Here is a 25,302-nt window from a genome sequence, read left to right on the forward strand (position 1 = left end):
CGTGGAGTATGCACCATCCCGGCCCACCCCGGTTCATCTCGGTCGGTGAGTCAGTCGAACTGGCCCCCAGAAACCCGATTCCGGACGCTTCATACCACTGGTCAGTCGCCGACGCTCCGGCGGAAAGCGACTTCGACGCGAACAACGAGCTTCCGGTCGGCACGCCCGCGGGGTACCCTGACTCTGAGAGCGAGGAGGGCGGTCCCGTCGTCCACTTTCACCCGGACGTTTCCGGTACATACGTTGTCGAACTCGACGCGCCCGACAGAACCTACGAACTCACCGTTCGCGTCTTCCCTGATGAGCGGCGCGACGCGCAGTTCTCGGTCGCCGCCGAGGATCTCCCGCTCCCCGAATCGAAGCTTAATGATACCCAGATTTCGGTCAGCGGACCATTCAATAACCATTTGATGGCAACCAAGCGCCCGCGCCGCATTGACAACGACTACGTGCTCAACGTACAGTTGCTCCCGGGCAAACACACCGCCGCCTTCTCCGTCGGGGACGACCTCGCGGAGGGCGTCCGCACCAGCGTCGATGTCGACGGCCCGGGCCGCCCCCGCATCCGACTCGACGCAGCCGTCGACAACGAGGAGGTAGTTGTCACCGCGACGCCGAAGAGCGCCCCCGACAGCGAGTTCTCGGACACCGACCTCCCCGTCGAATTCTATCTCGACGGTCGTGACGACCTCGGCGAGGACAAGGTGAATATCGACGGCCGCGAACTCCGCGTCTCCGTCGACGTACTTCCGCATCGCGCCCGAATCCACGCCGTTACCGCCGGCGAGCGCCGCAGCATCAGCGACACTGTCGTTCTCGATGCGACTGGCTCCGAATCGGTCGCTGTCACCCGACCAAATGACCCGCCGGCGTGGGCTGAAACGCCGACGGTGTACGAGATTTTTGTCCGCTCCTTCGCAGGCGAGACGTTGCCGACGACGTTCGCCGAAATCGAGCGCCGCATCGAGTACCTCGAATCCTTGGACGTCGACTGTCTCTGGTTGACGCCGATGCTCGCTAGTCCGACGACTCACGGCTATCACATCACCGACTACTTCGACACTGCCTCCGATCTCGGATCGCGAGAGGCGTTCGAGTCGCTCGTCGAGCGTTGTCACGAGGCCGATATCAAGGTCGTCTTCGATCTCGTCATCAACCATACCTCGCGGGACCACCCTGCGTTCCAGATGCACGCGGCGGGCGTCGAGGAGTACGCCGACCATTTCCGCCGCGTCGACGCCGACCGCAACGTCGTCGATGTAGAGTGGGCCGAGATCCGAGAGGAAGGCGGCGACGTTCCAGAATACTACTTTAATTGGGCACGCATTCCCAACTTAAACTACGATTCGCTTGCCGTTCGCCGGTGGATGCTCAACGTAGTCGACGAATGGGCGGGTATCGTCGATGGCTTCCGTTGTGACGTGGCATGGGGGGTCTCGCACGCCTTCTGGAAGGAGGTCCGCGACCGCGCACCTGATGATTTCCTGTTCCTCGACGAGACCATCCCGCGGGACGCCGCATACCACGAGGGCGAGTTCCACATGCACTACGATACGACACTGTACGAGACGCTGTGTGACATCGGCAAGGGGAAAAAACCCGCTGACGCCATTCTCGACGCCCTTGACGATGCGACGCGGACCGGATTCCCCGATTCGGCCGTTCACCTCCGCTACGTCGAGAACCACGATGAGGACCGCTACATCGACGAGTGCGACGAAGCGTCGCTGCGCGCAGCCGCCGCGGCGACATTCACCGTGCCGGGTGCGCCAATGATTTACTATGGACAAGAGCGCGGCGTTCCTGAACAGCGCGGTCCAATGCGCTGGCACGACGGCGACGCCGACCTGACTGCATTCCACCGGGCGCTCACGTCGCTTCGCGCGGAGACGTTGACGCTCCGCGAGGGGAGCGTCGAGGCCGTCAACTACGACGTTGCCATCGGCGACGAGAAAGCTGACGCTGACGCGGTGACCGCTTACGCGCGCGCAGACGAGCATGGCCGCTACGTTGTCGTCCTCAACTTCGCTGACGACCCGGCGACAGTCTCACTAGACGAGGACGTTGAATCGACGGATCTACTGTCGGGTGAGTCGGTCGTCGCCGGCAACGGCCTCAACGTAGTTGATGCTGTTGTTCTCCGCGCAGCGTAACTCTAGGTTTCGCCGACTTCGATTATCACTGTCCCGGACAAGAGCCGTTCAGTGTCGCCCGATTTTTGCCGACTATTTCTAGGAATCCACTCTCTCGTGGTGATTCTACCACTGTGTATTAAGTATTCCACTCGGATCCATACACGTATGGATGACGCCACACTTGGAGATATGCTCAAACAGTTCGGTCTCTCTGATAAGGAAATAGACACGTACCTCACGCTCTTGGAACACGGGGAGGCGAAGGCGAGCACCGTTGCAGATGCCGCGGGTGTCTCGAAACGCTACGTCTATAGTATTAGCGAGAAACTCGAAGATCGCGGCTTCGTCTCGGTGAACGACCACGCCGTACCGACGACGATTCGGGCAAACTCGCCGAAAGAAGTTACCAAGTCGTTAACGAAGAACATCGAGACGATGCGTCCGGCACTGGAGGCACGCTATTCGCAAGTCGCCCCACAGACCGAGCAGTTCGAGGTCATTAAATCGCGCGTGACAGTACTCAAACGGATCCGCTCACTCATTGACGATGCTGACGAGGAGGTGACACTGTCAATTCCGGCGGCGAATCTCGACGAGATTGCGGATTCGCTTCGCGCTGCCGTCAAACGTGGGGTGCTAGTGCTACTCGTTATCGCCGATGCCGACGGTTCGATGCAGCCAGAACTAGGAGGCGTCGCCAGTGTTGCCCGCGCATGGGTCGAACCGATGCCGACGATGCTTACCGTTGACCAACGCGTCGGAGTGGTCGCACCAATCGAGATGATAACTCGGACCAACAGCGACGCGCACGCAATCACGTTTACTGAACCCCGACTCGGTCCAGTCATCGTCGGGTCGTTTCTCGGAAACTACTGGCCAATGGCACAGCAAGTATATGTTACAGAACCGGCCTCACTGCCGGTCACCCATACAAATTTCCGTCATACCACACTCCAGACGACACTCCATCTTCAAGCAGAGACGCCGTTTCGCGCCCACGTTCGTGGCCGCTGGACGCGCGACCGCGACGGCCACGACGAGATCGTTGGCCGTGTTGTCGACGTGCAGCAAGGACTCGTCGCACCGTCGAACAACTCGTTTCCCGTTGAGAACACGCTCGTTATTGAGACGGCTGATGGGGTAGTCACCGTCGGTGGTGGCGGTGCATTTGTCGAAGATGTAGAAGCGGAGAGTGTGACGATTGAGGCCGTTGAGACCGAAGAAAACACGGAAACAGACAGCTAAAATTTCGGACAATGAGCTCGCGGAAGGGAGTAAAGCAATGCGTGAACAGCGCGATGGCATTCGCGACTACCTCAAAAGTGGAGGTGTCGACGTGAGTATGTGGAACGACAATGCTGACACTTCCACCCGTGGCGCTGATCGCGATACTGCTGATTCCGACTAACGATGCTTCTACTTTAGCTAGTGTGAACAGAACGTACTATGACACATCTAGCATCTCTTTGAACCTCAATCAGTCCTTATAGGAATTCGAGCGATGATACCAGGATCGATTCTAGAAACCGATGACAAGCGTCGAGCTCGATAACATCTTGAAGGAGATCGAGGAGTTCTGTACGGAGACGCGGGAACTCCTCGCAGAGGAGCTTGGCGGTGATTCTGAGGACTATCGTGCGACCGTTGCCGCGAGCTCGAGGTTGACGGCGGCGACCGGTAATTGTTCCACTACCAGTACCGAGACATTGGTAGCTGTCCCTTGTGCACCATCGACCGTACTCACAGAGGCGACCGTTTCACAAGGTGTGAAGCGCGCAAGCCAGACGTCTGACACACTACTATCTGAACACGGTGTATGACGAGCGTATGCAGCGGGTGAGCGTGAAATTAGACGAGGACATGGTCGAACAGCTCGATTCGCTGGCTGATGATCAGAGTGTCACACGGTCGGATATCATCCGTGATACGTTGGATGATGGACTGAATACGGATGATGACGTGGAGATTCAGCGCCTCCAGGAACGGATCGCCGACCTTGAAACGGAGAACAAAAGACTACGCCGTGAGAAGCGTCTCGTCCTGGAACAGCGTGAAGAGCACACTGAGTTAGTCAACGCCGTCAAAGAGGAGCAGAGCCTCGCGAAACGAAAGGCCGAGGCCGGATTGTGGACGAAAACGAAATGGGCGCTGTTCGGCATCACACTTCCGGTAGATAGGGTGACCTACAACCGAAAACGCGAAAATATGAGTTGATTCTGATAGTTACTTGAGAGAAAACAATAACAAGCGAGTTCACCAACAAACCGCCGCAATAATACCTACGGGAAGTGACTATTATCGGCGCGTCGGAGAGAAAATCGGGGGATGCGACCAGCGCTACCGCTCTTCGAGTACGCGAACTCGAACGACTTCGGAAGTATTAGTCGACGGTTCGGAGGAACTCGCCCAGCGCCCGCACGAACGTCTTGGCCGTCACCTCCGGCGGTGAGCGAATTGAAACACCCTTGCCCCGTTTGATCAGGTAGTCGGTCAGCCGCCACAGTACGTACAGCAGTGTCGCCAGCACGAAGTTGCACAGCCGCACGCGGTAGTCCGTTGAGGACGTGCGCGGCAGGAACTTCTTGATCGATTTGTATTGGTTTTCGATGTCCCAGCGCCGACTGTAGCGGTTGCAGATCGCTTCGATCTCGTCAGTCTCGACACGATCACGGTTGGTGACGAACACCGCGTACTTTCCGTCAGCATCGTCACTACTGCTGGGGACGTAAAGGAACTCGGCCGTGTGGTGAACTTCACCGTCGTGGCCGAATGGAACGTCGTGTTTGACTGCGGCATCGGCCTCGGGATGAGATTCGATATCCTCGATCACCTCGTAATCGTCTTCGTATTTAGGCACTGGCGAGAGGTACGTTAGGCCACGGTCGGCGACCGCCGCGTACACATCGTTACTGTAGAAGCCCCGGTCGAACATCACCTCGTCAATATCCACGAACTGTAATGCTTTGTCCAGCAGACGTTCGACTAACGCGGCTTTCGAATAGGAGGGTGCATCGTCCTCTTCCCAGTTCGAATTCTCCTTGACTGGCTCGATCGCCAGCGGGATCGGAACGAGATCGCCGACCAGCGTGATCGTCGCGTACTTGTACCCGCGCTTGTACTCGCCGTCCTTCTTGTACCCACTCACCATGCGCGGATAGTCCGGTTTGGCGATCCCGTCATCCTTGTCCTGCCACGGCCAGACGTGGAACTGCTCGTGGGTGATGTCGATGGCCGCCGTAACCTTACGGTCGTTGAAAGGGTTATCTCCCTGAATCGTGTTGATGACGTTCTGTACGGAGCTATCGAACGCCTCCATGAGCTTCTCACGGATCCGCTCGATGTCGGGCATCCGGTCATCGTCGAGGAATTCGTTGAGCGTGAACTGAGCATCTTCGTCGTCGGGTGTGGCGAACAGTTTGAGTACACGAAGGATGGTCGAGCCGTGGGCGGTGAGATCGTCGTCGGTGACCCAGCCATACTCGCCCTCCTCGTGGGCACTCCCGTTGTGTGCGCAGATACGCGCGATCATGTCGAGGATTTGTTCGTCGTCGTAGCTCCGATTCAGTGTTCGCCCGCTCTCGAACTCGGGGAAGGCGTGTTTGCGGGCGAGTTTGAACGTCTTCTTCGCCTTCCGACGGGTGTACTCTACCTCGTCTTCGTCGGTTTCGTCGGTCTCGTCCTCGGGCGGATCGGTCGGGACGAGTGCTTCGGCGATGACGTCGTTCTCGACGGCAGTACGGCGGAGTCCGATCCCAGCTGCCTTGATGATCTCGCGGGTGTCAGCCCCGAATTTGGCCCAGACATCCGAGAGAGCCTGCTGTGATGGAGCGGATTTGAGGCCGAAGCGATGCACCAGTACCGGGCGGGCCTCCATGCGGTCGGCGAGTTCATTCTGTGAGAACGCGCGAGCGTGCTGGTAGAGAAACGCCCGCACGATCGGCTCGGTTTCGTGCGTGACCTTGTGCTGTTGGCGGGTATCGACCAGATAGTCAGTCGGAATCGAGACGACTTTGATGAGATCCCAGAGGTGGTCAATGTGCTTGCTGGCCTCCTCGCCATGCAAAACAAGCGCTTGGGCCGCAGCCGAGGTCTCCGCCATATATGCTGTTGAGTGTTGTTCGTAAGGCTAACACAGTCATTTAGACATTATGTTCGCTTCGAACAATCACGTATTCTGTATCATCGGTTATAAACCACTCGGTGACGAAGAGAGTGTTAATCGAACAATGATCGAAAACGCTGATATCATCGACTTCCTCCAAAAGAAGGGGGCGATGGAACTCCTCGTCGAGATCGGCGAGGAGCCAAAGCGCCATACTGACCTGCGCGAGAAGTTCCTGCTGAGTTCGAGTACGCTCCATGGCCGGCTGAAACGCGGGAGTCAACTCGGCCTCTGGGAACAAACACTCAAAGAACGCGACGATGGGTTATCGAGCAAAGTCTATCGGTTGAGTGAGAAAGGACAGGAGGTGTACGATGTCGCCGCCGACCATAGCGTGAGTCGCTATCACAAGACGCGCCGTGACGCGGTTCGCCACGTTCGAAAAGCGGAGGCAGAGACACTGAAAGCGCTCTCACACGACGACGCCCCATGGCTTGAGGAGATCGAGCCACTCATCGAAATCGACCGGGTGGAAACGCAGCGCGGTCTCGGAGAGTTCATCCCGGATACCGAAGAATCGTGACCGTACCACGATTGAACAGATGATCGGTCCGGTTTCCACCCATGCCCTCGTTGGGCCTGTCCCCACTCACTAATGATACACCGAATCACCGGCCTCCGCGATCGCCTGCTCTCAGCACTTGTCATCGCTGTCAGTATGGTGCTGCTCACCATCATTGCGAACACTCTCGAATCTTCAATCTCGACGACAGGTGCCCCTGCACCACCGAAATCAGCACCAACATCCGGCATCTCACTCCTCGCTCTCCTCTATTTGCTCCTCAACGCATTCCTTTCGCTCTTCGGGATCACACTTGAGCCTCCGTCCGGCCCACTCTCCGGCGGTTCCATCCTCGAACTTCTGTCCATAATCCTCCAAATCATCTACCAGCACCGCCTTGCGATTATCGCGACTGTCGTCCTCCTCACCACCGTCAGTCTCCTCTACCAATATCGCCATCATCTTGCTGTGCCTCGCGTCTTCGAATCGTCGAGCGAAGTTCCTGAAACAGCCGTCCGGTCCTCGTCGATGGCAACCGGAAGTGCCGACTGGCCGCCTGAAACAGAGCCGGAGTCAGTTCAGGAAGCTTGGGTCGCAATGATTCAACGCGTCGACGACATCGAGAAACCGTTATCGCGTACCCCAACCGAATGGCAGCGAATCGCGATTGATGCGGGCCTTCCACCTGACAGCGTCGAGACGATCACTACGACGTTCTGTGCCATTCAATACGGGGACGCCCCCGAAACGGACACGCAGCGGAAACGCGTTCGAACTGCGCTGGCCGCACTCGAAGACCAGCAGGGGACCGCAGATGGATAACTTCTCCCGGACCAGCATCCGTCGCTGGATCACGCTGGCAGCACTCGTCCTCGTCGCGACTGCTGTTCTCATCACCGGGATCGCCGCCGTCGATCCATCGTTACTCGATATATTCCGTCATCCCCGAGAGGATGTCTTTCTCATCACGAGCTTCCTCGTCGTCGCCCTCTTCAGTGGTTCGCTCCTCTCTATCCCGCTGTACTTGGATCCCAAAGACACTAGCACGAACCCTGACGAGACTGATACGGCTGCCTACGAGCCTGAAGTCACGCCCGAGATTCCACATGCCGGCGCAGACCTCGATCCATTGATGAGACATCCATTTCTCGGACGACGCTTCACTGACGACGAGCAAGACGCGCTTCGAATGCGGCTCCGAGACGCCGCTGTCAACACGATCCACCGCCACACGGGCATCGAAACGGACGACGCCAGCGTCCGCGTACAACGCGGTAACTGGACGGAGAACGCTACCGCCGCGTGGTTTCTCGGGGAAACACCACCCCCTCGATCAGTCCGACTCTACGCACGGGTCTCCGATGGACATGCCTTCCGGCACGGAGCTCGTCACACCGTCCACGAAATCGTCGCCTACGAACAGCGCCACGAGTCACGAAGAACCCACTCACCATGACGTCGGTCGAACGGACGCATCGCTGGCGAGTGGCCTTTGTATTCGTCCTCTTTACGAGCACAGCCGGTCTGTATCTCGAATCCCCGTTCGTTTTCCTGACGTCGCTCCTCGGCGTCGCGTATGCGGGCTACCCGCTTTTCGTCGGTCCACCGACTGTCGATCTCAAACTCTCGCGAACAGTCACGGATGAAACTCCTAATCATGGCGACCCTGTGACGGTTACCGTCACCATAACGAACACCGGGCCGCAGACGCTTGCCGACCTCCGAATCATCGACGGCGTGCCGGCTCTTCTGACGGTCACCGATGGAACGCCGCGGCATACAGCCACCCTTCGGCCAGGCGCGTCGACGACGTTCCAGTATACGGTCGCTGCGAAACACGGCAGTCACCGATTCACCCCGACGACGGTGATTGCCCACGACATCAGCGGGAATACGCGTGTCGAGACTGAGGTTGCAGCCAGCGAACAGTCGACCATCCGTGAGGAACTCGAGTGTACGGTCGACCTCCGCGCGTTTCAGTTACGCCGGCAGGCTCGCCAGTATGCTGGACAAACGCCCGCTGAAGCGGGTGAGTCCGGTACCGAATTCCAACAGATACGAGCGTATCAACGGGGCGATTCGATGCATCGCATCGACTGGAAGCGGTATGCTCGGACTGGCGAGCTCACGTCGGTGGAGTTCCGCGAAGAACACCGAACAGCCGTCGTGCTTTGCGTGGATGCACGGCAGAACGCGATTCGAGCCGCAGGATCGACAGACCCACACGCAGTAGCGTACTGTGTCGCCGCCGCCCAGCAAGTTCTTTCTACGCTCGAACAGCAGAGTGAACAGGTCGGCGTGGCCATTTTCGGGACCGAGTTCAATTGGCGGGCACCAAGTGCGGGCCGTGAACAGTATGCTCACATCGAACAGCTATTGGTAGATCACGAGTACGACCAGCCAATCTCGCTCGATGAGGATGACACCACGGTGTCCTCGATGGAGCAGGTTCAGGAGTTGATCGCACAGACCCAGGGAAATATCGAGGTTGTGATGTTTTCGCCACTCGTCGATAGATTCGGTGAGACTGCTGCACAGCAGTTGAACGCGCACGGGTACGCAGTGACGGTTATCAGCCCGGATGTGACGACGAACGAGACCGTCGGTGAGGAATTCGTGAGGATTGAGCGCGCGAACCGCGTCCAGATGCTGCGGAACCAAGATATACCGGTCGCGGACTGGTCACCCGAGAAGCCACTGGTCTGGCCCGTGGGCCATCACAGAGGGGAACGCTGATGGAAGCATCGTCTGTCGTGAAACAGCCGGCGTACGCAGGGAGCGCACTTGCCGTCCTCGCGGCGGCCTGCGTGACCGGTGTGCTGGCGAATCAGCCCGTCCAAGTGTCGATTGCTGGTGTCGAGGCGGTCGGTGCATTCCTGTTGTTGGGAAGTGGTCTCGTTCGCCGTCGAGGTCATCGCGTGCTCGGTGGCGGACTTGTATTTGTGGGGTGTAGTCTCGTTTGTCTTGCACTCGGTCTGAGCCTACTGTCTCCAGGGGGGCTGTTTGAGCGGATTGCGTTCTTCGGTGGAACGCTCGCGATGGCGTGTGTCGTCCTCGGTGTCTTTCCGCTCCGGCAGTCGTGGACGGGCTCTCTTGTCGGACTCGGGATCGTGCTTCTTAGCTGTAGTCTCGTTTTCTTGGCGTGGATCTCAAATCCGGGTCGAGTGCAACTGTTACTCGGTGTTGGCCTGACGATTGTCACATGGGATATGGCTGAGCACGCGATTACGCTTGGAAACGACGTCGGGCGGAGCGCGCAGACGTACTCAGTAACGGTAATTCATTTCGTCGGAAGTCTCGGAGTCGGGCTCGCAGCTGGAACGACCGCACTAGTGGTCGGCAGCGTCCAGTTGCCAGCGGTTCCGATTGCTTCGCTCGCACTCCTATTAGGGGCTGTTTTGTTGTCGTTGCTCGTGCTTTTTCTTGGAGACAGTGAGTGGATGTCCGACACATGAGTCGTGGATAGGGTTCTGTTACACGTGTACTGCCTCATCCCTCGTCATGATCTGAATCCAGTCATCTTTGTGGTTGATTCATAGAGCCAGTTCGCCTGCTACCGTTCCGAATCGGGAGGATAACCTTGGCATGGTGCGCTCGCCAGAGCATATTAGCAGAATGATCCTAACCAAATCGTGCATAGGGCACCGATGATTCTTGATAACCATATACACAAATCAACACCACTATATGATCCGTAGCGGTGTTCGGTAGCATGAAGATTTACCTATGAGTTTCCTCGATACTTTTCACGATCGTTCACTGTTGGGCCCACAAAACAAGCGTCTGATACGATATCTCGTGGTCGGAATATTCGGAATTATAATCAATCAGGTCGTTTTTCTGGTCATCTTCAACAAAACTGCCATTCTGTATTTCATTGCTGGGCATCTCGGCAGCACTGTAAGTGTTTTTGCCAACTACGTGATGAATGATAGTTGAACATGGAAGGACAGTGGTGCGCCAGGTATTATTCAATGGATCTGGCGTGGCATCAAGTACGGTGCGACACGATTAGTTGGAATGAGTATCGGTACGATCTCACAGATCGCTTTTGTCGAATTTCTCCTAATTGACCCAGCAATAGCGAACGTTCTCAAAATTGGAGTTGGCATACTGTGGGGATTCGGCGCGAGCGAAAAATGGGTGTGGAGTTCTAACAAACCGTCTCAGGATCCGTCCACTACACTGACGTCGAGTGATGACTAGCGCAAGTACCTGACAATAATAGCTGAAACAGCTGCTCTTCTTCTGGCTGGGTGGCGCTCCAGCGTGATGAATGCAACACCCCGATATCGAGATGCAGCTGGTAGGTTAGAGGACAACCCCGATAGAACGGTGATGAGTTAATCATCTGTCACATGGCTTCCTTTTTCGCTCTCGCCAAATTCTTCGAATTCGCTCTGTGGAAGAGAACCCCGAAACTGTTCGATGATGGCATGCGCCTCAGAGAGTTCCGGACCACCCACCGCCTGAATCAGCGCGAGCGCCCGTCGCACACGGGTGCGTCGCCACGACTGTTCTCTGGATTCATAGGTGCGTATTGCACGAAGGAAATCGATCTTCCGAAATTCGGGCCAGTATGCCGTACAAAAGTACACAGCGGCCTCGTTACCATTAGCGTGCCAAGGAAGGAAATTTGACGTGCGCTCCTCTCCACCCGGGCGTATAATGAGATCAACATCATAGGAAGGACCGTCATAGAGGTACTTTTCGATGGTCTCAACATCAATCTCGTGGGGGCTGAGATCGCCCTCATTTACTGCGCATCCGATAGCTTGGGCGGCATTCAGTAGTTCAGTGCGACCGCCATAGGCTAGCGCGATATTAAGCTTGAAGCGGTCGTAGTTTGCAGTGCGACTTTCAGCGTAGTTGATTGCTTTCTGAAGACGCTGAGGGAGCATATCTGTTTCACCGACGGCTCGTATGGCAACTTCGTTATCGTGAACACGCTCGTTGTCAGCGAACTTCCTAAATTTCTCACAAATGAGATCAAACAGGGCTTCATTCTCTTCAGATGTACGACTGAAGTTCTCTGTTGAAAACGTGTAGAGAGTTAGTTCCTCAATATGGAGGTCCTGACACCAGCCGAGAATGCGTTCGGCGGTCTTAGCACCGGCACGGTGGCCGTCTGTGGCAGTACCGCCATTGCTACGGGCATATCGACGATTTCCATCTTGGATAACTGCGACGTGATCCGGAGTACCGAAAATTTCGCGTTCAAGCAGTCCTTCGTAAACTGAGTCAATCTGCTGTCTAAACCATCCAGTCATTATCCAGTTCAGTGCTACCGGCAATAATACTTTTTTGTTCTGCCAATCATATTCAACAATGAGCGGGACGACTTCCGATGATCTGCTGCGCACAAGCAAACCCTGCCTCGATACCGCCATTGAGACTGCGTTCAGGGTACTGGGCGCGGCTTGCCATCCCAGCATAGTAGGTATCATCAGCGACCGTCTCCGCGAGATCATAGGGAATCACCATGTCGAGATAGCCTCGTTCGTAAACCGGTGCAGTCCGGGGATTTCGCGCCGTCCGAATCCAGTTCACCGAACTCCGGTTGAATTCGGGGAAAAGGTCCTCGATACCTGCGAGCCATGTTGCCTCAACTTCGTCATCGGTCATCTGCCAAATATCCTCGCTAGGGTCCTGTACATAGCTCACAGCATAGAGAAGATGTTCGCCGCCGTAGCGTTCTGTAGGGATAAAATTCGTATGCTCGATGAGCGCGCCGAAGGGCACATCGTCGGCAATATTGAGCCAGTAGGTATCCATTAGCGAGTCGGAGAGACTGAGTACCGAACAAACTGTAGCCTGAAAATCAATATCGCAAGTGGTCGGGCAAGACCGTCTTATCGCCCGTAGCGGCGCTGTCGATTCTGATAATCACGTATTGCTCGAAGGTAGTCTCGTTCCCGAAAGTCACGCCAGTTCACATCAGTGAAATGGAGTTCAGAGTACACCGATTGCCAGATCATGAAATCGGACAGGCGTTCCGCGCCGGTCTTGATAACCAGATCAGGGTCCGTAGGGAAAATCAACCGTTCTTCGATAGCGTCGGCATCAATCTCATGAGGAGATAGCGTGCCAGCTTCAACCTCGGTAGCAGTCTCCCGAACTGCCGCGGCGAACTCGTGCTTACCGCCGAGACCAATACTGACCTGAATCGGCGCGTCGGCACGCTCCTTGTCGTCGATGTCCCGAACTTCCACCGTACGCGGGGCCTCACACCGCTCGAACACCCGCTGAATAGTGGGTACAACACCTCCATCGAGTACGCTGACGTACACCAGCACACGCTCAGCCCCGTACTCGGAGGTCCATTCGAAGAACTTCTCAATTGTTCGATGAGAATCTTGCTCTAAAAGATCACGCTCGGTGATGACGACGGCAACACAGTTCGGAAGCGGGAGGTCGTTCCGGCGAATGCGAGCGGCGAGATAGCGATCGTACAGTCCCACAACACCGTATGACGATCACAGAGCCTAAATCTCACGCTTCACTTCTGATATCAGAATTGGCTCGTCTCGCTGCCTCTATGGGCAGATACCGAACTTCGGTCCAAACGGGGATAGTTTCGTAGCTTCGAGTTGTGCAAGGACCAGACGGCAAAATAACAGTTGCTTCTGAGATACACTTATCATAAATTTGGTGGTTTGTAGAAATCCAAACGCCGAACCTCTGCGGCATGTCCGACGAGGATTAGAGAAAATATACAGCGGGATGGAGTTTATAGATATAAGAATAGAGGATATGAGATCTGTAGTACCTGTTAGCGGGCGAATCGGGCGTTTATCAATTCACTTTTGATTAACCCAATAATCATAAGTAGAGATTGCCATCATCGAGCCCTCTCCTAAGCTAACTCCCTGGCAGATCCCTAGACCAGGGTTCGGACACCCCTTTACGATCTCCCTCGCTCCAGGACGAGCTCACGGAGTTTCTCAAGACAAAATCGAAAGGTAACGACGCTGGGAATTGACGATGTATAACATATTCCGAGCGCGACGGTGTGGATGTTCTCCGGTCAACCCATCTGGTATCCGAGACTCCTTCAATATCAAGGGATAACAGATAGCATTAATACAAATCGTGTTAACGTATAACATGCAATGAACGCAGGGAATTTGTCCCTTCCCAGCAGGTCAGCATTAGGTACCAGAGGAAGGGATCCGTACTCCCCTCGTCCGACTGCTTTGGAGAGGTGGAATTATAATGTCATACCGACAATCGATGTTCAGACGGACAGCCATACAAATGTTTACGGCGGTAACGGCAATGACGGTAACGAGCCTACCAGGGTCAGGGTCAGAGATGGACAGCGACATCGACATCAACGAGCAGATAACGGCCAGCAATGACGGTGCTGGTGAACGCACGGTTTCAACGGACGGATTCAGCCATGAGAGTGAGCACATCGACGGCCACGCGTTCAAGCACCGTTTTCAGGTCGACCTACACAATCCCGCGCTCGTCAGCACTCAGGTTCCGGTGACTGTCGCAGTTGCAGTCTACGACGAGACTGACGAGAGCGGCCATGAACGCCATGGGACCGCCGAGGCCGAGGCGTTCAAGGACAGCGATGGGAATCTCTCTGTGTCGATCCTACTCGATGCGGAGGACACCTATCGTGTCGAGCACTATCCGGTCGGGATCAGCGTCACCCAACCGATTGATCGATCGGTCCTACCAACTAAGACACATGTCACCGACCCCTCATCCGGGATCAGCGCCGACGGGACCGGCTTTACCGCGGACGATAACTCTGCAGTCGAAGATCAATATGGCACCATCCGCGAGTGGGTCGCCCGTGAGATGAGCGTCAAAGGCCAGCCTGCTGACTGGTTGCTTGACGAGATCGACCTCGTCGCGTTCGACGGCGAAGACGCGACAGCTGGCGAGAGTGTTGCCGAGCACGCAATGAGTGATATCGATGAGAGCGGCGGAGAGCTTCGGAATATCCTGCTCGCGGTCGAGGCTGCGAATGGTACAGTCGTCTGGACGCCAGATGCCCGTCTGTTTCCCGAATTTTTGAGGGAGATCATCGATGGTTAAGCTGCTCGATCCCGCTGGACGGCGGAAGCGCTCGCGGAGTCCGAGAGTCAAGTTCCCATCCTTTAGGGTTCGACAGTTCACCCGGAAGATGAAAACGAGGACGTCGGCTACGGCACGTCCATCCGCATTGACGGTTCGGTCCAGCGGGGCTACAAGATGCTTGGCTTCACTGAACCCAAGGTTAACGACACTCCCGAGCGGTCCAGCAGCAACGAGGGACGTCAAGACGGCGATCTGATGGACCACTAAGAGCCTCTCCTTCCTCTCCTCCGCTCATCCTACTCTTCGAGAGACGCCCGTCTCCTTCTCGTACTTCTATGAAATAGATAAATATCCTCTCGCCGGATCATCCGAAACGCGATCGAGTGGCGGAACGTATGCGGCGAGACGTCGCTCGGATCGCCGCGTCTGGCACCGTCAACGTATGGTCGGACATTCGCGACCCTAGCGGCTTTCTTTACCATCCGACGCATTGGCGAGATATCACGCTTGAACGGCAGCTGAGTGAAATCTCAATTTTCTGCGGATGGTTCGATAATGCCGAACTCGGTTATCGGTAGTACTAACCTGATAATTCACTGAAGAAACTATAACGAATAACCACATATAATATCGAATATGGCAACACGACAGCAGTTCATGATCATCACGGTCGCGATTGCAGTCCTGCTGTCAGGCTGCGCTGGCTGGGGCACCGATAACCCCGACGATGAGCTCAACGAGTCGGAGCCGGCCCAAGCCGATGCTCCAAACGAGAGCGACGCCGACGAGAGCAACGAGAGTGCTGGTGATGGGTCCGACGCGACAGCGAGTGCTAACGATAGCGATAGCGAGAGTCAGAATCAGAGCGGGGATGACGCCGCCTCGGGCACTGAGAAGAGTGAATCGCAACGTTCTACGCCTGAGGGTAGCAGCGACGAAACACCCACGCACGAGGATGGTCAAACTAAGGATAGCGATTCGTCCGAGAATAGCACGACAGACGACGGCACCGACGAGAAAAAATCGGATGAGAACGAACGCGAGAGTAACACGCACACGCTGAGCGTGACCGTCACGGATCCGGACGAGCAGCCCATCGAAGGCGTGACCGTCGAGCTGTCCACCTATCCTGATGGCAAGGAGATTGCTACAGCGACGACCGACAAGAACGGCGTGGCTGAATTCGAGGTCGAACCGGGTGACTATGAGGCCGTGGTCGATACGGAATCCGTACCGTATACCGACTATGGCACCCACCCGATCGAGGTTAGCGATAGCGACGAGAGTTACACCGTCGAACTCGTCCATCCACCCGATAGCGACAACGGCGAAAACGAAACTAACGGCGAACCCGCTACCCACACGCTGACCGTCACAGTGGCTGACGCGACCGGCGACCCAGTCGAGAACGCGTCCGTCAGTGTCGTCACCTATGACGATGGTGCTGACATGGCTGACGGGACGACTGACGAGAACGGCGAGGTCGTGTTCGACCTCGAAGACGGCAGCTATGAACTGGCCGTATCCACTGAAGGACTGATGCAGCCGTCGGACCAGCGTCTTGTCGAGATCAATGGCGAGGACACCGCGACCGAAGTCCAACTGCAGGAAACCGGCAGTGGTGACGATACCGCAACTGGGATCGTTCGCGTGACCGATAGCGATGGTAATCCAATCGAGGGTGAGCCCGTAAAGATCACGCCGCCGGCGACGGTCACGGAGCGGGGCACGGAGATCGAATACACTGACGAGAACGGCGAAATCATGATCGAACTCGCCGCGGGCGAGCCTACGGACGTCGTGATGTACGGCGTGGAAGTTCGCGGCGAAGAGCAAACGCTGGGAATCATGAGCGACGAACATGTCGGCGTCCAGGTCGTCGAATTCCAGCCGACTGATCGGATGTACCTGTTCGAGACCGTGATTTACGTCACTGACAAGAGCGGTGAACCGGTCGAAGGCGTGCCGGTCGAAGCACGCCACGGCATGCTCGGCGATGATCCCGCCAACGAGTGGGAGCTAGTCGGCGAGACTGACGAAAATGGTGAAGTGGTGCTCACTGGCGGCAGTTCCATACCGGACGATGTGATCGCGAAGGAAGTGCTCGTCGGCGATCAGGAACCCTTCACGACGTACGTGGAAGCGGACAAGCGCGTGGAGGAGATCACGATCAACCAGAACGACGATTCGGCTCAGAACAATGCAACCAACGAGACGGACACTGCTACTCCGGCGATTGCAGCAGCCAGTCAGGCAGCTGTTCCTGCTGGCTGAGCCAATCGTCGCCCTGTTCGAACGGGATCAGGCGTCATGCAACACCCTGTTTGAGGATCGCATCTCGGACGAGCTTCGCTTTTGTGATTACGTACTCCCACCGATCGGTGTACACCCCGTGTTCAAAGAGGCCCTTCTAGAATGTCGATTACGCCGATGCGGCCGACTCTGACTCTTCGCCACGTGGCAGACTGAACTCAACCTCAATTCCGACCATGTCATAGGGGACGTACGGCTTCTTCGCGCGACCATCCTCTTCGAAGTAGATACTACCGTACTTGGCCAGCAGGTGCAGATCGTTGTGGACATCGTGTACGTCACGGTCAAGGCGGTCGGTCAGTGCACGAATACTCGCGGGCGGGTACTCCATCACCTCTTCGAGCAGTTCCATCCGTTAGTCGGTGAGCAGCTGGTGAAGCCGCGCACGGTCCTCGAGTTGACGACGTGCGGTACTTCTTCCCCCTGCCTCCCACTGTTCGGCGCGCTCGATGGCTGCCGCCTGCGCCTGTTCTGCTGGAAGTGACATAATTCGGAGGGTCGAAGGGTACTCCACCTCGTCCGGATCAGGCGTGAATTCGTCGTGCATCGGTTCGGTGTTAGTCGGTTCGTCGCTCATGGACTTCGTTCGTCTCGGTTTGGAAGTCATCGATCAGATCGAAGAGGCCTGTGAATTCAACTCGAAAACGGGGTCTAGGTCATCGAGAGATATCGATGATTAGGATCCCTAGCTTAGTCGACGACACTATCTGAGTAGTGTAGACGTATCTCGCTGGCAGCTGGAAAGAGCGTCCCGCATTGTTCTTATCGCAGTTGGCGGACCGGATCACGACACAGGGCATCCGGAGCATCGTGAAGCAGGCAGCGGTTGATACCGGCGTTCGGCCGTACACGATCCATGGCCGTGGTAAGGCGAAGGACATGACACTCTATACGCTCCTGCATTCGGTCGCCTATCGAATGTTAAACCGAGAAAACAGGAACACGCTGTAGAATGTGACCAAACGGTTGCGCCACGGTTCTGACCACGGAGCGCGGCTACAGCCACTTCGATCGAATCTGAGATATCTGATTTGTCTGGTGTGTCTGCCGTAACTTACGATTCCAGCTCGAGTTCGGCGAGCACTTCATCCTCGTGCCGAGATGCGACACGGTAGATGGCGTTGAAGAACTCCTTGTTCATCTGGATTTCGTCGCCACGCTGTTTCATTGCCCGATAGTTTACTTCGGCCAGCAAATCGTTCATCTCGCTGTGAACACGATCGAACAGGTAGACGTTCACATTCCGGAGATCATCGACCGTAAGACCCTGCTCCTGTGCGGCAAGGAAGAGTTCGCGGATAGATGCGTCTGGCGGCACGTCTGCCGGAATATCTGTTGTATCTGGCGTATCTTCTGTGTCTGGTATGTCTGTTGTTTCTTCAGTATCTTCTATATCTGTCCTATCTGCTGTATCTGACGTAGCTGATCCATCTGCTGAGACTGATGTGCCTTCTCTACCTTCTGTTCCTGTGTCCACTGTGCCTGTTGTATCTTGCGTATCTGTTGTGCCTTCTGTATCTGCTGTATCTTGCGCGTCTGGCGAATTAATGTCCGTGTCGCCGCCACGAACTTCTTCCATATTCCACATCCGCTGCTTCCGATTGTCAAGGTCGTCGCTCATGCGTTCGCCTCCCGGGTTGTATCGACAGCCTGTAGCTGAGTGGCTACGTCATTCGCCAGTTTATCGTATGCTGCACGGACATCGTCGGTCTTTGCTGGGTCCTCATGCTGGAAGATGGACTTCCCATTGTTCCAGGCACGTTTGATCGCGGTCCGTTGGTAGATATCGTACGTATCCCACGGCGAATCGTGCCAGAATTCCAGCATTTCCCGTTGATCGCTGTCGTTACTCCGGTCGTCAATCTCGTTCACGACCAGTGCCACGACCTCAATCGATACGTCGGGGAAACTGTTCTCAAGATAGGTGATTTCCTCCTGCATGTCTTCGACCGCAGAGATAAACCGGCGTTTTGGCTGGACCGGGATGATTACGTTCTCGGCAGCGACCAGTGCGTTGTCCAAGATACGAGAGAGATCGGGCGGACAATCGATCACGATCACGTCATAGTCACGGTCCAGCTCCTGCAGTGCTAGCTTCAACCGCATTTCAGCATTCGCGACCTGTCCTAGTTTGTCTTTCAAGCCTTTCATCGCCATATTTGCCGGGATGACATCGAACTCGGCATGGCCCTGGATGAGGTCGTTGATCTCGCTAGTCCGTGCCGGGTCCGTGAGCACTTGATGAAGTGAAAGGACCTTCTGGTGGTAGAGGTCGCCATTTTCGCCGTCCCGATTTTTGAATCCAGTACCCTCGCTTGCGACGCCTTGCGGATCAAGATCGATCAACAAGGTATCTTTTCCCTGGTTTGCGTACGCTCCAGCTAGTCCTAGTGCCGTAGTGGTTTTTCCTGCTCCGCCAGCTTGGTTCGCGACTGCGATGGTGTCTGTCATATCTGGTGTGTCTGGTGTATCTACTCCCAAGGTCTTATTTGTACGTCAGACACATGATCTACAACCCACATATCGGGAAGATCTATTTTAAGAAAGTAGAGACGCTTAGAACGAGTGGAAAACCAGGAGAAGGTAGATATTGTACTGACCCTCCCCCACCCCATGAGTTCCGCTGTTAACGGAAGAACGACTGTATCACCTCCATAGGAGGAGGTGATTTGTCGGTCGGTGAAAACGCCCTGCGGATATGGTTTTTAGCCTATATACTTAATACTATATTAGATTTCTAGATATATTATCAGCAGGACTGTCTAGTATGGTCGTCACAGTAACTGTCCTAACAGCGGAAGCAGTGGGGGGAGGGTCTAGTGACTTATCGTCGCTAACAGCGGAAGCAGTGGTGTCAGGCTTCTGCTTCAGCCCCTAGAAGTTCTTTCAGACCGGACTTCACGCTGGAGACGGGTTGGTCCAGCTTGTGTTTCTTGTACTTTCCACCACTCTTCCCGCGATTAATCTGGGTTGAGGAGATGATTCCGAGTGTCTCAAGTTCGGCAAGATATTCACGGATCGCCCGATCGGAGATCGGATCACTTCCTTCGCGTTCACATAGAGTCTCGTACGGTGCCCTGATCTCTCGTGTTCGTGCCGGTGAATCACCCTGTTCTTCGAGAATGGTTAGTGCCCAGAGTACCAGTTGTCCGTGCTGGGAGTAATTATCAATACCTTTGATTATTTGGTCGGTTTGAAGGCGATCTCTGGCTTGACGGACATGGAGTTCCGTTACGTGGTCAGCGTTGGTTTCTCGAGCAATGTCACCACTTTCAAGCAATAGGTCCAATGCTTGGCGGGCGTCTCCCGAGTCTTTTGCACCGAATGCGGCACACAGATCGATCACGCCATCCTTCAGCACGTTTTCTTGAAATGCGACAGCTTCGCGTTGCCGCAGGACCTCGCAGAGTTCAGTGGCGTCGTAGGCGCTGAACGAGACCTCTTTCTCACAGAGACTAGACCGGACTTTGGAACTCAGCTGTTTTCGGAAGTTCAGATCGTTCGAGATTCCGATGACACCAAGTTTTGTGTTTACTATGTCGGCGTTTGACCGGGCGCGTGGTAGTTTGTAGAGGAGGCTGTCATCTTTGATGTGGTCCACCTCGTCGAGGACGATGAGGACGGTGCCACCGATCTGATCGAGTTCCTCGAACAGAAATTCGTAGACAGATGCTTGGGGGTAGCCGGTATTAGAGATCTGGTTTGCGGGATTGCGGAGCCTATTGATGATCGCGACTGCGGTTTGGTAGCTGGTATTGAGACCATCGCAGTTGATTTCAATAGTGTTGAGGTCCAGTCCATCGATATTGGTGGCGTCGCGTTCGAGACGATCCAGGAGGAAACGGGTGGCTGCGGTTTTGCCGACACCGCTTTTTCCGTAGATGAAGATATTGGATGGGGTTTCGCCCTCGATGACGGGCTGGAGTGCGGCGTGGTATTGCGTAAGTTCTTCATCGCGACCGACCAGTTCGTCGGGCGTCCATTCTTCCAGTAGGGCTTCTCGTTCTTTGAAGATGCTTCCAGTTGGTTTGAAGCTGAATGCGGTCATTGCACATGGCATCTCATCCGCTCTATGTTAACCTTTGGTTCCGCTGGTTCCGTTGTTTGGATTTGTTTATATACTCTGACTCCGCTACTTCCGCTGTTAGAAGTTCAGTTTTGTATTCGATCAAATGGTTTTGGAGGTTTCTAGTTCGTGCCGATCTCGATATAGTTCTGATGTGCAAGCTATGTGCAAAGCGACGAAACCATTATGCAGCTGTGTGCAAAACTTGCACATAAGATGAGTGCGAGTGATGAACCTCGACGGGTCCACTTTCAGTCCCCAGAGTACCTTGTCGAACGTCTCGATGCGATCGCTGATCTCTTCGACAAGGATCGGACGGATCTCCTCGTGGAAGCCATTCGAGAGTATATCGAGGACACCGCGGATAGCAAGACCTTCCAGGAACTGGTCGCGGCCCAGTACTACGACAATCAGATTGAGTTCGAGACCGTCAAACAATTGGTTGGTGCTGAGACTGCTCAGCGGCTCCGCCTCCTCAAAGCGGATCTCGAGGGTGAGCCACTGGACCTTGCTGCTCCGGATGACGTCGACATCTATGATGGGGATGCGACAACGGTTGCTACCGATGACGCCGACGAGCGATGAGCAGGCCGCGCATGCAGACGGTCGTCGTTGACACGAGTTCACTCATCAGTCTCGCGGTGCCGCGTGCCGACGCTGACTATGAGACTGACAGTGCACCGGACCCCCTCCAGTATCTCCTCACCTCATGTAATGTCTTTCTGCCGTCCGAAGTCATTACAGAGCTACGCGATATCGCGCAGTATCAGGACATCCATGGTGCTGCGGCGACCAATGTCCTTGCTGCTCGCGACTACTATACGATCATCGATCCGTATGACCGATCGGATACAATCGAAGCACGACCGACATTCGGTCTTGACGATGGCGAAACCGATGGAATCGTCCTTGCGAACGCTCTTGATGTCGACGGCTTTCTGACCGACGAATTCGGCGGAACGAACTTCGCTCTGGTCCATGCTGCGCTTCGGGGACCGCGAATCATTCCGACACCACGGTTAATCTGTGATTACGCTCATAACGATCACATGACTCATGAAGAGGCGCGAACGCTCATCATGACGATTAGCGCGCATCGTAGTTGGGAGAACAGCCCCTACGTTACCCAATTACTGGCTCTCCTAGAGTGATGTTCTCTCTTTATCCCCCTGTACGTGAGAGGAATTCTATACTGAGGTGAATACATATTACTATTGAATATATTTTGTCCACCGGATGGGTATTTTCATTGTCCAACAAAAGCTGGTCGTTATTTGTGGAAGGTCGTTCCTGATTCGTACCTTTTCATACCGTGACAATCTCTAAGTCGCAATCCTTGATACATGCGGGGTGCTGATCTTTCAGCAGTATGAATGATGACGAGTGGTCAGCGGTCCGGTATCAATTTGATGAACCAATTGATCTTCTCGATGCATTTGAGCAGGCCGCGATCGAACACTTGGAAGTCTCGAATGAACGTACCATCGTCATCTACAGTCACACAGTTTTCGATCTCGAAGTCGATACCGGGGGTTTAGCCGACGCCCAATCCATTTCTATTGAGGTCTTTGATGTCTCCTCAGACCACACTGCTCCCAATGATCCCGATCCAGTAGCACTCACCGAATCGGTGATCGATGAACTCACAGCCACTGTTCGTGTCGGCTGGGAGCGCCGCTGAACGTTCTCCAGGCCGGTCGTCTGATCAGTTCTGGAGAGTAGTACTGAGGCTCTGGCTCTACTCTCGTTGCTCTATAATGCTCGCAAAAGCGACGTTCGACTGGACGGTTTCGATTCGAACCGTTACCTCTTCATCGGGTTTAGCGTTCGCAACGATCACGACGAATCCTCGCTCGACACGGGCAATACCATCCCCTTGATCACCGAGCGTATCGATCGTTACCGTTCGGACCTCGCCTTCTGTAACTGGTGGCTCCGACCTCTCTCCGGTTGAGGAAGAGGTTGAAGCAGTAGCCTGTGAGGTTGTGTTCCAATTATCGTCCGCTGCGTCTTCGGTCTCAGTCGGAAGGATGGCGATTTGGTAGACTTCTTCTGGATTCACCGTCGCCTGTTCGACCAGCTCTGTTGGAATCTCAATCTGCAGTCTTCCCTCTGTCTCGGTCAGTTGACTCGTTATGAGGGCGTGAAGCCGATCTGGAATTGAAACCATTGATATTTGTCATCGGTAGCTGATTGTATGTAACCCTGCGGAATCGTTTCCGGCAAACTTGTCTGCTACAGCGTGTTTGTTGCTGTATGTCGCCGTTATCTCACTCCATACGATGTCACTGGAGCAGTCTGCAGACACCTCTCTCAGCAAGCAGCTACAGATCCTTTGCGATGATGCTCCTCAACGCTTTAATCTGTTAGAACGTTATATAGAAGATCTTAGACAGGCTCTCGAACAGACGGATCGGAACTACGCCTCAGCAAAACAGCTGTATGCAATATGGGATGATCCGCCGTTTCAGCCACAGATCCTCGGCCAGCTCCTGAGTACTGCCGCGGGTCTCGAAATTTTACAGGTTTATACCCATCGGAGCAATCACAATCGGTACGACCTCACTGCGTACGATTCGGCACGGATGGGGCGGCTTATACTACTGTTTACCGATGGGACAGCGTCAACGAGCGATGCGGAGCCTTCCGAGCGATAGCTTTTCTTCAGGCTGTGTTGAGAGTGTCCTGGAGATACTGGTGCTCCCACTCTCTCCGAGCGTCAATTTCGCGTTGCCCACGCGCTGTGAGTGCATAGCTATTTGTTCGACGATCCATCTGTGATTTTTCGACAAGGCCTTTGTTGACGAGTGTATCGAGATTCGGGTAGAGTCGCCCATGGTGGATTTCTGTCTCATAGTACTCCTCGAGTTCGTCTTTGAGTGCGAGCCCGTGCGGTTCGTCCAATCCACTGATCACGTACAAGAGATCCCGCTGGAAGCCGGTGAGATCATACATAGTGTTATATTGACTAGCAACGTTGTCAACTTATCGCATCGTCTACGCTATGAATGTAGCTGATTTAATACTATGCTGGCTTACGGCAATGAAAATAGCGAGCCCTTCCATTTGACCCCAATTCCCTCTCTTCACGTGGCTCGTAGGATATTACTCGACAAGGGTGTGGATATCACTAGCCTGGTCGTCGTCAGTGATGAGTTTCGACGTTCGCCAGGTGAGTTCCCCAAACAATAGCTCGTAGCCCGTCTCGGGCAGTTCGTACTGATTCGTTCGCTTGTCGAGTTCACTTTTCGCAACGAGCCCTCGTTTGACGGGATCGTCGAGGTTGGGCAATCAGCAGTTCGTTCATGCGGTCAACTCACGAGCGTTACGTCGATCCATCTACAAATTCTCTGCATACCCCCGATTAGCGGCGAGCCTCAATCTGAAGGAAGACACCGACCGCGACCATCCCTATGAGGAGAATATGATGGGGATTATCTCGGTTAGAAACCGTACATGTAAGGATCGCTACCATTACTGCCACAGTCCAATAGGTCGTCTGATCAAGGCGTTTGCGCCACGTCGTCATACAATTCATCTCTCCACGGTAGAGGTGAGCCATGGCCGATCTAAGTCCGCCGCTCTCATCGACGATTTCTCGTCCGAACTCGTTGGATAGAATTCCTCGTCGTTTGACTCTTCCATACATAATGTTACCGCCTACTAACTATTGACGTTGGCTCTACAATCAGTGTCTCAATCGTACTGCTCTTCTGCCGCAAGACTAGCAAAAACGGCTCAGAAACGCGACTCTCTGCTATGATTGGATCTTCTCAACGATCTCCGTTGCCTGCTCTTTTGCTTTGTCCTCGCCAACGGTTTTCTTGATCAGAACGCTTTGGACTTCCCAGTCATCACTATCATCCTTCTCACCGGTTCGCACCTCGGCGCCCTCTGAAACGGATTCGGCGGGTTCTTTCGCCCAATCAGGTGTCCGAATCGTCTCATACTGATCGGGATCGCGAAAGCGCACGTGGATATAGTCGTCCTCGGTCTCAACGGATTGAATTTCGGGCATCATTCGTAATACAACAGCCACCGTCTAAACAATTAGGGAGGAGTAATACTATGAAAACAACTCCACAGG

General features: G+C 54.9%; 25 protein-coding genes and 3 pseudogenes. 14 read left to right on the forward strand and 14 right to left on the reverse strand.

Features of this window, described 5'->3' with window-relative positions:
* Positions 1 to 8 precede the first annotated feature (8 nt).
* The 3 genes from EAO80_RS10795 (at position 9) to EAO80_RS10810 (ending at position 4,349) form a co-directional block, all read left to right on the forward strand.
* Entirely contained in the window at positions 9 to 2,153 is a 2,145-nt protein-coding gene (locus EAO80_RS10795) for an alpha-amylase family glycosyl hydrolase (protein ID WP_122089906.1), read from the forward strand.
* 147 nt (positions 2,154 to 2,300) lie between these two features.
* Positions 2,301 to 3,380 carry a TrmB family transcriptional regulator gene (locus EAO80_RS10800; RefSeq protein WP_122089907.1) on the forward strand — a complete coding sequence of 360 codons (1,080 nt, stop codon included), beginning with the start codon at positions 2,301 to 2,303 and terminating at the stop codon, positions 3,378 to 3,380.
* Between the two features lie 582 nt (positions 3,381 to 3,962).
* Entirely contained in the window at positions 3,963 to 4,349 is a 387-nt protein-coding gene (locus tag EAO80_RS10810) for a ribbon-helix-helix protein, CopG family (protein ID WP_122089909.1), read from the forward strand.
* 166 nt (positions 4,350 to 4,515) lie between these two features.
* Here the strand turns inward: EAO80_RS10810 and EAO80_RS10815 are convergent, their stop codons facing one another.
* A complete protein-coding gene (locus EAO80_RS10815) occupies positions 4,516 to 6,234 on the reverse strand; it encodes a transposase (protein ID WP_122089910.1) in 1,719 nt (572 codons plus the stop codon).
* A gap of 127 nt (positions 6,235 to 6,361) precedes the next feature.
* Here EAO80_RS10815 and EAO80_RS10820 point away from each other — a divergent pair, with 127 nt between their 5' ends.
* Positions 6,362 to 6,820 (forward strand): hypothetical protein, encoded by a 459-nt coding sequence (locus tag EAO80_RS10820; RefSeq protein ID WP_122089911.1) that lies wholly within the window; start codon positions 6,362 to 6,364, stop codon positions 6,818 to 6,820.
* Positions 6,821 to 7,051: 231 nt separating this feature from the next.
* On the opposite strand, the gene EAO80_RS10825 is transcribed toward EAO80_RS10820, so the two are convergent.
* Positions 7,052 to 7,261, reverse strand: coding sequence for a hypothetical protein (locus tag EAO80_RS10825; protein ID WP_122089912.1), 210 nt, complete (start codon positions 7,259 to 7,261; stop codon positions 7,052 to 7,054).
* 135 nt (positions 7,262 to 7,396) lie between these two features.
* On the opposite strand from EAO80_RS10825, the gene EAO80_RS10830 reads away from it, so the two are divergent.
* The 5 genes from EAO80_RS10830 (at position 7,397) to EAO80_RS20710 (ending at position 11,005) form a co-directional block, all read left to right on the forward strand.
* Positions 7,397 to 7,621 (forward strand): DUF4129 domain-containing protein, encoded by a 225-nt coding sequence (locus tag EAO80_RS10830; protein ID WP_122089913.1) that lies wholly within the window; start codon positions 7,397 to 7,399, stop codon positions 7,619 to 7,621.
* The gene (locus EAO80_RS10835) at positions 7,614 to 8,255 is read left to right on the forward strand and encodes a DUF7269 family protein (RefSeq protein ID WP_122089914.1); all 642 of its coding nucleotides are present in this window, start codon (positions 7,614 to 7,616) and stop codon (positions 8,253 to 8,255) included. Before EAO80_RS10830 ends, EAO80_RS10835 begins: the two co-directional genes overlap by 8 nt.
* Positions 8,252 to 9,535: a DUF58 domain-containing protein gene (locus EAO80_RS10840; RefSeq protein WP_122089915.1), complete on the forward strand. Its 1,284-nt coding sequence runs from the start codon at positions 8,252 to 8,254 to the stop codon at positions 9,533 to 9,535. Before EAO80_RS10835 ends, EAO80_RS10840 begins: the two co-directional genes overlap by 4 nt.
* Positions 9,535 to 10,254, forward strand: coding sequence for a DUF7519 family protein (locus EAO80_RS10845; protein WP_122089916.1), 720 nt, complete (start codon positions 9,535 to 9,537; stop codon positions 10,252 to 10,254). Before EAO80_RS10840 ends, EAO80_RS10845 begins: the two co-directional genes overlap by 1 nt.
* A gap of 523 nt (positions 10,255 to 10,777) precedes the next feature.
* On the forward strand, positions 10,778 to 11,005 hold the full coding sequence (locus EAO80_RS20710) for a GtrA domain-containing protein (RefSeq protein WP_303645841.1): 228 nt from the start codon (positions 10,778 to 10,780) through the stop codon (positions 11,003 to 11,005).
* A gap of 137 nt (positions 11,006 to 11,142) precedes the next feature.
* Here EAO80_RS20710 and uppS read toward each other — a convergent pair whose 3' ends face one another.
* The 3 genes and pseudogenes from uppS to EAO80_RS10865 all read right to left on the reverse strand — a co-directional run bounded on the left by uppS (position 11,143) and on the right by EAO80_RS10865 (position 13,260).
* A complete protein-coding gene (gene uppS / locus EAO80_RS10855; RefSeq protein ID WP_122089917.1) occupies positions 11,143 to 12,069 on the reverse strand; it encodes a polyprenyl diphosphate synthase in 927 nt (308 codons plus the stop codon).
* 52 nt (positions 12,070 to 12,121) lie between these two features.
* Positions 12,122 to 12,634, reverse strand: a pseudogene (locus EAO80_RS10860) (NAD(P)/FAD-dependent oxidoreductase); the annotation flags it as partial.
* 17 nt (positions 12,635 to 12,651) lie between these two features.
* Positions 12,652 to 13,260 carry an undecaprenyl diphosphate synthase family protein gene (locus EAO80_RS10865; protein ID WP_122089918.1) on the reverse strand — a complete coding sequence of 203 codons (609 nt, stop codon included), beginning with the start codon at positions 13,258 to 13,260 and terminating at the stop codon, positions 12,652 to 12,654.
* Positions 13,261 to 14,113: 853 nt separating this feature from the next.
* Here EAO80_RS10865 and EAO80_RS10870 point away from each other — a divergent pair.
* Both EAO80_RS10870 and EAO80_RS10875 read left to right on the forward strand, forming a co-directional pair.
* Complete coding sequence (locus tag EAO80_RS10870; protein ID WP_162993973.1) at positions 14,114 to 14,854, forward strand: hypothetical protein; 741 nt, start codon at positions 14,114 to 14,116, stop codon at positions 14,852 to 14,854.
* Between the two features lie 618 nt (positions 14,855 to 15,472).
* On the forward strand, positions 15,473 to 17,110 hold the full coding sequence (locus EAO80_RS10875) for a carboxypeptidase regulatory-like domain-containing protein (RefSeq protein ID WP_122089920.1): 1,638 nt from the start codon (positions 15,473 to 15,475) through the stop codon (positions 17,108 to 17,110).
* Between the two features lie 148 nt (positions 17,111 to 17,258).
* On the opposite strand, the pseudogene EAO80_RS20965 reads toward EAO80_RS10875, so the two are convergent.
* The 4 genes and pseudogenes from EAO80_RS20965 to EAO80_RS10900 form a co-directional block, all read right to left on the reverse strand.
* A pseudogene (locus EAO80_RS20965) lies at positions 17,259 to 17,726 on the reverse strand (HVO_A0114 family putative DNA-binding protein).
* 477 nt (positions 17,727 to 18,203) lie between these two features.
* Complete coding sequence (locus EAO80_RS19730; RefSeq protein ID WP_162993974.1) at positions 18,204 to 18,770, reverse strand: hypothetical protein; 567 nt, start codon at positions 18,768 to 18,770, stop codon at positions 18,204 to 18,206.
* On the reverse strand, positions 18,767 to 19,600 hold the full coding sequence (locus EAO80_RS10895) for a ParA family protein (protein WP_122089923.1): 834 nt from the start codon (positions 19,598 to 19,600) through the stop codon (positions 18,767 to 18,769). The genes EAO80_RS19730 and EAO80_RS10895 overlap by 4 nt, the downstream gene beginning before the upstream one ends.
* Before the next feature lie 403 nt (positions 19,601 to 20,003).
* Complete coding sequence (locus tag EAO80_RS10900) at positions 20,004 to 21,197, reverse strand: orc1/cdc6 family replication initiation protein (RefSeq protein ID WP_122089924.1); 1,194 nt, start codon at positions 21,195 to 21,197, stop codon at positions 20,004 to 20,006.
* Positions 21,198 to 21,431: 234 nt separating this feature from the next.
* Here EAO80_RS10900 and EAO80_RS10905 point away from each other — a divergent pair, with 234 nt between their 5' ends.
* From EAO80_RS10905 to EAO80_RS10915, 3 genes are all read left to right on the forward strand, one after another.
* On the forward strand, positions 21,432 to 21,800 hold the full coding sequence (locus EAO80_RS10905; protein WP_122089953.1) for a hypothetical protein: 369 nt from the start codon (positions 21,432 to 21,434) through the stop codon (positions 21,798 to 21,800).
* The gene (locus tag EAO80_RS10910) at positions 21,797 to 22,366 is read left to right on the forward strand and encodes a hypothetical protein (protein ID WP_122089925.1); all 570 of its coding nucleotides are present in this window, start codon (positions 21,797 to 21,799) and stop codon (positions 22,364 to 22,366) included. The genes EAO80_RS10905 and EAO80_RS10910 overlap by 4 nt, the downstream gene beginning before the upstream one ends.
* Before the next feature lie 218 nt (positions 22,367 to 22,584).
* Positions 22,585 to 22,896 (forward strand): hypothetical protein, encoded by a 312-nt coding sequence (locus EAO80_RS10915; RefSeq protein WP_122089926.1) that lies wholly within the window; start codon positions 22,585 to 22,587, stop codon positions 22,894 to 22,896.
* 57 nt (positions 22,897 to 22,953) lie between these two features.
* Here EAO80_RS10915 and EAO80_RS10920 read toward each other — a convergent pair whose 3' ends face one another.
* The 5 genes and pseudogenes from EAO80_RS10920 to EAO80_RS10945 all read right to left on the reverse strand — a co-directional run bounded on the left by EAO80_RS10920 (position 22,954) and on the right by EAO80_RS10945 (position 25,233).
* Positions 22,954 to 23,385 (reverse strand): TRAM domain-containing protein, encoded by a 432-nt coding sequence (locus EAO80_RS10920; RefSeq protein ID WP_122089927.1) that lies wholly within the window; start codon positions 23,383 to 23,385, stop codon positions 22,954 to 22,956.
* Between the two features lie 494 nt (positions 23,386 to 23,879).
* Complete coding sequence (locus tag EAO80_RS10930) at positions 23,880 to 24,170, reverse strand: PadR family transcriptional regulator (RefSeq protein WP_122089928.1); 291 nt, start codon at positions 24,168 to 24,170, stop codon at positions 23,880 to 23,882.
* Between the two features lie 150 nt (positions 24,171 to 24,320).
* Positions 24,321 to 24,503 (reverse strand): annotated as a pseudogene (locus tag EAO80_RS10935) (PadR family transcriptional regulator); the annotation flags it as partial.
* Positions 24,504 to 24,579: 76 nt separating this feature from the next.
* On the reverse strand, positions 24,580 to 24,864 hold the full coding sequence (locus EAO80_RS20805; protein WP_211330687.1) for a DUF2270 domain-containing protein: 285 nt from the start codon (positions 24,862 to 24,864) through the stop codon (positions 24,580 to 24,582).
* Positions 24,865 to 24,972: 108 nt separating this feature from the next.
* Positions 24,973 to 25,233: a hypothetical protein gene (locus EAO80_RS10945; RefSeq protein WP_245998588.1), complete on the reverse strand. Its 261-nt coding sequence runs from the start codon at positions 25,231 to 25,233 to the stop codon at positions 24,973 to 24,975.
* Positions 25,234 to 25,302 lie beyond the last annotated feature (69 nt).

Source organism: Halalkalicoccus subterraneus, from assembly GCF_003697815.1.
Classification (GTDB): domain Archaea; phylum Halobacteriota; class Halobacteria; order Halobacteriales; family Halalkalicoccaceae; genus Halalkalicoccus; species Halalkalicoccus subterraneus.

Bases quoted from the DNA above. Each gene is read 5' to 3' on its own strand.
- EAO80_RS10845 (WP_122089916.1), top strand. From the start codon at position 9,535: ATGGAAGCATCGTCTGTCGTGAAACAGCCGGCGTACGCAGGGAGCGCA.
- EAO80_RS10910 (WP_122089925.1), top strand. From the start codon at position 21,797: ATGAGCAGGCCGCGCATGCAGACGGTCGTCGTTGACACGAGTTCACTC.
- EAO80_RS10810 (WP_122089909.1), top strand. From the start codon at position 3,963: ATGCAGCGGGTGAGCGTGAAATTAGACGAGGACATGGTCGAACAGCTC.
- EAO80_RS10795 (WP_122089906.1), top strand. From the start codon at position 9: ATGCACCATCCCGGCCCACCCCGGTTCATCTCGGTCGGTGAGTCAGTC.
- EAO80_RS10900 (WP_122089924.1), bottom strand. From the start codon at position 21,197: ATGACCGCATTCAGCTTCAAACCAACTGGAAGCATCTTCAAAGAACGA.
- EAO80_RS10945 (WP_245998588.1), bottom strand. From the start codon at position 25,233: ATGCCCGAAATTCAATCCGTTGAGACCGAGGACGACTATATCCACGTG.
- EAO80_RS10930 (WP_122089928.1), bottom strand. From the start codon at position 24,170: ATGTATGATCTCACCGGCTTCCAGCGGGATCTCTTGTACGTGATCAGT.
- EAO80_RS10920 (WP_122089927.1), bottom strand. From the start codon at position 23,385: ATGGTTTCAATTCCAGATCGGCTTCACGCCCTCATAACGAGTCAACTG.
- EAO80_RS10820 (WP_122089911.1), top strand. From the start codon at position 6,362: ATGATCGAAAACGCTGATATCATCGACTTCCTCCAAAAGAAGGGGGCG.
- EAO80_RS10875 (WP_122089920.1), top strand. From the start codon at position 15,473: ATGGCAACACGACAGCAGTTCATGATCATCACGGTCGCGATTGCAGTC.
- EAO80_RS19730 (WP_162993974.1), bottom strand. From the start codon at position 18,770: ATGAGCGACGACCTTGACAATCGGAAGCAGCGGATGTGGAATATGGAA.
- uppS (WP_122089917.1), bottom strand. From the start codon at position 12,069: ATGACTGGATGGTTTAGACAGCAGATTGACTCAGTTTACGAAGGACTG.
- EAO80_RS10895 (WP_122089923.1), bottom strand. From the start codon at position 19,600: ATGACAGACACCATCGCAGTCGCGAACCAAGCTGGCGGAGCAGGAAAA.
- EAO80_RS10830 (WP_122089913.1), top strand. From the start codon at position 7,397: ATGATTCAACGCGTCGACGACATCGAGAAACCGTTATCGCGTACCCCA.
- EAO80_RS10840 (WP_122089915.1), top strand. From the start codon at position 8,252: ATGACGTCGGTCGAACGGACGCATCGCTGGCGAGTGGCCTTTGTATTC.
- EAO80_RS20805 (WP_211330687.1), bottom strand. From the start codon at position 24,864: ATGTATGGAAGAGTCAAACGACGAGGAATTCTATCCAACGAGTTCGGA.
- EAO80_RS10825 (WP_122089912.1), bottom strand. From the start codon at position 7,261: ATGATGGCGATATTGGTAGAGGAGACTGACGGTGGTGAGGAGGACGAC.
- EAO80_RS10915 (WP_122089926.1), top strand. From the start codon at position 22,585: ATGAATGATGACGAGTGGTCAGCGGTCCGGTATCAATTTGATGAACCA.
- EAO80_RS10815 (WP_122089910.1), bottom strand. From the start codon at position 6,234: ATGGCGGAGACCTCGGCTGCGGCCCAAGCGCTTGTTTTGCATGGCGAG.
- EAO80_RS10870 (WP_162993973.1), top strand. From the start codon at position 14,114: ATGGACAGCGACATCGACATCAACGAGCAGATAACGGCCAGCAATGAC.
- EAO80_RS10835 (WP_122089914.1), top strand. From the start codon at position 7,614: ATGGATAACTTCTCCCGGACCAGCATCCGTCGCTGGATCACGCTGGCA.
- EAO80_RS10800 (WP_122089907.1), top strand. From the start codon at position 2,301: ATGGATGACGCCACACTTGGAGATATGCTCAAACAGTTCGGTCTCTCT.
- EAO80_RS10905 (WP_122089953.1), top strand. From the start codon at position 21,432: ATGAGTGCGAGTGATGAACCTCGACGGGTCCACTTTCAGTCCCCAGAG.